We start from the raw sequence: 4,207 nt of genomic DNA, 5'->3' as shown, positions 1-4,207 counted from the left end.
GTCCTGACGGGAGGAGACCGCCTGTGGCCCGCACGTGAGTGCGGGTCACAGGCGTCAATGCGTCGGACCGCGGCGAAGCGTGCCGGCGCAGGGGACTGCCCGCATGTGAGCAGTGTTTGACCTGCTGTTGACCTGGAGACCGACCGTCACCTCGCAGATAGTGACCTGAGGCCGGGTGATGGCAGCCGGTGTAGGCGCAGCCACATCCGCATGGTCGCGGGTCTCCTGGTTGCCGACACCGTGCGCCTCCTCCTTCCAGTTCTCATTGGCTTTCATCAGCACGGAGTTGGACATCCATGAAGACCGCACAGGCCGACCGCCGGATCGTCATCAGCGGGATCGGTGCGACCACACCTCTGGCAGGTGATGCGGCGTCGACATGGAAGCAGTTGCTCGCAGGACACTCGGCGACGGTGGCTCTGGAAGAGGACTGGGCCGCCGGACTGACTGTGCGCATCGCGGCCCCGGCCGCCGTGGATCCGTCGGAGGTGCTGCCCCGGCACGTCGCCCGACGGCTCGACAGGGCGAGCCAGTTCGCCCTCATCGCGGCCCGGGAGGCATGGGCGGACGCCGGTTTCGCGGGCCGGGCCGACGAGTCGGAACACGTCTCGGTACGCCCCGATCGACTGGCCGTCGTCATGGGCACCGGCGTCGGCGGGGTGTCGACGCTGCTCAACCAGTACGACGTCCTGCGGGAGCAGGGCGAGCGCAAGGTCTCGCCGCTGACGGTGCCGATGCTGATGCCGAACAGTCCGGCCGCGCAGATCGGCTTGGACATCGGCGCCCAGGCAGGCGTACAAACCCTGGTCAGCGCTTGTGCGTCGGGCGCGGAAGCCATCGGCCACGCCATCGACATGGTGCGCGCCGGCCGGGCCGACGTCGTGGTCGCGGGCGGCACCGAGGCATGCATCGTGCCCCTGAACCTGGCCGCGTTCGGCAACATGATGGCGATGTCACGGCGCAACGACAGCCCCGCGACGGCGTCGCGTCCCTACGACAAGGGGCGGGACGGATTCGTCCTCGGTGAGGGCGCCGGAGTGGTCGTCGTGGAGTGTGCCGAGCACGCCGTGCGCCGCGGGGCGCGGATGTACTGCGAAGCCCTCGGCCAGGGCTTGTCCTCCGACAGCCACCACATCGCCCAGCCCGAGCCCACCGGCCGGGGGATCGCCGCCGCGCTGCGACAACTGCTGGAAACCACCGGCGTCGCCCCGGAGGAGGTCGTCCACGTCAACGCCCACGCCACGTCGACGCCGCAAGGTGATCTGGCCGAGATCAAGGCTCTGGAGCAGGTGCTCGGTACGCCCCGGCGACAGGTCGCCGTGTCCGCGACCAAGTCCATGACCGGGCACCTGCTGGGCGGGGCGGGCGGCATCGAGACGGTGGCCACCGTCCTCGCCCTGCACCACCGCACCGCGCCTCCCACCATCAACGTCACCGACCTGGACGACGAGATCGACCCCGCTCTGATCTCGTCGTCGCCGCGCATGCTGCCCGACGGCCCGGTCGTCGCTCTGAACAATTCCTTCGGCTTCGGCGGACACAACGTGGTGCTCGGGTTCCGTGCCATGGACGAAGAACGTGCCGGTTCCCCACAGGCCCAGGTGGTCAAGGGGTTCCTGCGCGTCATCATGACCGCTGTGCCCGGCGCCAGACCTCCGATGGGCCCGGCCTGGTGATCTCGGGTCAGTCGTGTGATCCAAGGCTGAAGTCAGACACCAGGAGTGTCCATGAGTGAAGACCCGGTGACGATAGAGCTCACGGGTGATGAGGCACTTGTGTTGTCGTGCTGGCTGGAGAAGTTGCAGTTGACCGATCTCAGTCGCGTTGTCGATGATCCGGCGGTCTGGGTGCCGATCCACCGGGTCGCCGGGACGCTCGCCAGAGCGCTTCCCGAGCTGTTCGTGCCCGACTACGACCAGCGGCTTGAGGCAGCTCGCCGGAGACTTCGACCGGAGAACTGAGTCGTTCTTCGGCTCGGACCTACTTCTGGAAGAAGTCGAGCAGCCGTGCGGCGAGATGGTCGGGACGTTCCTGGGCTATCAGGTGACCGGCTCCCGGAACGCCCTCGCCTTGGACGTCCTCGGCGAGGGCGGTGAGGTCGACGGGCAGGGTGGGGGCATGCCCGTTCGTGCCGCCGTAGAGCGCCAGCACCGGGACGGTGATCTTTCCCCGTGCCGCACGGGCGTGATTGGGTTCGCGGTCGTCGAGGAACGCCCGGTAGTGGGAGAAGCCGCCGCGCAGTCCACCCGGCCCCGAGTAGCACCGTACGGACTCGTCGAAGTCCTCCTCCCGCATGGCCGCCTTGTCGGTCAGCCAGGAGCGCATCAGGGTGGTGATGTAGAACCGCTCCTTGCCCCGTACCAGGGTTTCCGCGAGGTCCACATTGGCGTGCAGACCGAAGTGGTAGGAACCGCCGTTGGCCACGTCCATGGCGGCTTCGAGCCCGAAGCCGGGGATGAGTGTCTCCATCAGCACAAGTTTGTGGAGGGCTTCGGGGTGTTCGACGGCGTAGGCGTACCCCGTCCGTCCGGACACGTCGTAGGCGACGAGGTGGGCTCGGTCGAAACCGAGGTGGCGCACCAACTGGTGGACGTCCTCGGCCAGGGTGCCGGCGTCGTAACCGGACACAGGCTTGTCGGTGTCCCCGGTACCGCGGATGTCGGGCGCGACGACGGTGTACCTCTCCGCGAGCGCAGGCATGATCTTGCGCCACTCGTGCCAGGTCTGGGGCCACCCGTGGAGCAGCACGACCAGGCCGGGGCTCTTGTCCGGAGCGGGGCCGCCGATGACGTAGTGCATCCGGACTCCGTTCACGTCCGCGGAGCCGTGCCGGAAGGTCCGGAAGAAGGCCCGCTCGTCGAAGGGGGCGTGAGTGTCGATGGGCAGCGGCTGGACAGGGCGAGGGGTCGGCACGGACGGTGCCGGTGCGTGTGGGGCAGAAGTGGATTCGAACGAGAACATGACGCTCCTTAATAATCTACTGATTAGTTCAAAATTTGGGCATGATGCAGCCGCCCCGGGGGTGTGAGCGGCCTCAGCTCAGCAGGAGAAAGATCTGGGACAGGACGTCGCCCAGGTGGGTGCGGTCCTGGTGGCGTTTGCCGGACACTCGGATGCCGTGCAGCAGCGTCAGGAGGCATCGGGCCAGGGCTCGCGGCTCGCGGCCCTCGGGCAGTTCACCCTGTGCACGCGCCCTGAGCAGGGCCGCGGTCAGCGCGGCTTCGGTGGCTCCCCAGGCGCCTTCGACGATCCTGGCCACCTCGGCGTCGCCGGGCAGCAGTTCGGCTGCCGCGTTGACCGCGAAACAGCCGAGCCGTTGTTCGTCGGCCTCGACCTCGTCCGCGTACCGCTGTATCCACCGGCGTACGACGGGGAGCACCGGACCGGGTTGGGACAGGAGCTCAAGGTCGAGTGCCACCCGTTCCTGTGCGTAGACGTCCAGTGCTCGCAGGTAGAGCTGGTGCTTGGTGCCGAATGTCGCGTAAAGACTGGGCCGACCGACTCCCAGGTGGTCGACCAGGTCGGCCACGGAGGTCGCTTCGTACCCCTGTCGCCAAAACAGCGTGACGGCATCCCGGAGTGCCGCCTCCGGATCGAATTCCTTGGGACGGGCCATACCTGAAGCGTACAGCATTCTGAAACGCTCGGTTCGATATCGAGCCGGGGCGAACAGGAGATCGTAGCGGGCTGTCTGTGCCCGGATCCGCACTGCGTCCCGCTACCTGTCGAGGCCGGTAGGGCGCAGCACGGATCTCGACCGCTTCGGACACCAGACCGAGCCCTACCAGGGACTGGAACGTCTCCACCTTCGCGGTCTGGAGGAGTGGTGTGCCCTCCGTCTTCCTGAACATACTGAAAACCGTGGAACGCGGCCGGTTCGACCCCGCCCAAGAACTGGGCCACCTTGTCATGTACGCCGACGGCAAGCGCCCCCTGCAACGGACCGAAAGCCGAACGCCAAGCAAACGACTTCGCCGGCGCCTTCCTGATGCCCGCCGCTTGGGCGGCGTGAGGCCACCGCTACCTCCCCCGGGGAGGGTACTTGAGCGTCGTCGTGGTCATGCGATCACTGTCGGCTCGGCGCGCTGCGCGAGACCACCGGTAAACTGACGTTTGATGCCGACAACCCGCCATCCATCACCGGCGCCGGCCGGTGCAGAGGATCAGATCCTGCAAGGCGGTGCCTGGCTGCCGCACGGCTTCCAGC

General features: G+C 67.6%; 3 protein-coding genes and 1 pseudogene. 2 read left to right on the top strand and 2 right to left on the bottom strand.

Annotated features, from left to right (window positions below; translation table 11 throughout):
• Positions 1-296: 296 nt before the first annotated feature.
• A pseudogene (locus tag ACFWGJ_RS42450) lies at positions 297-1,568 on the top strand (beta-ketoacyl-[acyl-carrier-protein] synthase family protein); the annotation flags it as partial.
• 159 nt (positions 1,569-1,727) lie between these two features.
• On the top strand, positions 1,728-1,961 hold the full coding sequence (locus tag ACFWGJ_RS42445; protein ID WP_387334312.1) for a hypothetical protein: 234 nt from the start codon (positions 1,728-1,730) through the stop codon (positions 1,959-1,961).
• 19 nt (positions 1,962-1,980) lie between these two features.
• On the opposite strand, the gene ACFWGJ_RS42440 is transcribed toward ACFWGJ_RS42445, so the two are convergent.
• Together ACFWGJ_RS42440 and ACFWGJ_RS42435 are read right to left on the bottom strand one after the other, a co-directional pair.
• Complete coding sequence (locus ACFWGJ_RS42440; RefSeq protein WP_387334311.1) at positions 1,981-2,961, bottom strand: alpha/beta fold hydrolase; 981 nt, start codon at positions 2,959-2,961, stop codon at positions 1,981-1,983.
• A gap of 73 nt (positions 2,962-3,034) precedes the next feature.
• Complete coding sequence (locus tag ACFWGJ_RS42435) at positions 3,035-3,616, bottom strand: TetR/AcrR family transcriptional regulator (protein WP_387334310.1); 582 nt, start codon at positions 3,614-3,616, stop codon at positions 3,035-3,037.
• Positions 3,617-4,207 lie beyond the last annotated feature (591 nt).

Source organism: Streptomyces sp. NPDC060205, from assembly GCF_042728395.1.
Classification (GTDB): Bacteria; Actinomycetota; Actinomycetes; order Streptomycetales; family Streptomycetaceae; genus Streptomyces.
Note: the sequence above shows the minus strand (reverse complement) of the source record. Positions and strands in the feature narration are given on the sequence as shown.

Coding starts and splice junctions, on each gene's coding strand:
- ACFWGJ_RS42445 (WP_387334312.1), top strand. CDS start 1,728: ATGAGTGAAGACCCGGTGACGATAGAGCTCACGGGTGATGAGGCACTT.
- ACFWGJ_RS42440 (WP_387334311.1), bottom strand. CDS start 2,961: ATGTTCTCGTTCGAATCCACTTCTGCCCCACACGCACCGGCACCGTCC.
- ACFWGJ_RS42435 (WP_387334310.1), bottom strand. CDS start 3,616: ATGGCCCGTCCCAAGGAATTCGATCCGGAGGCGGCACTCCGGGATGCC.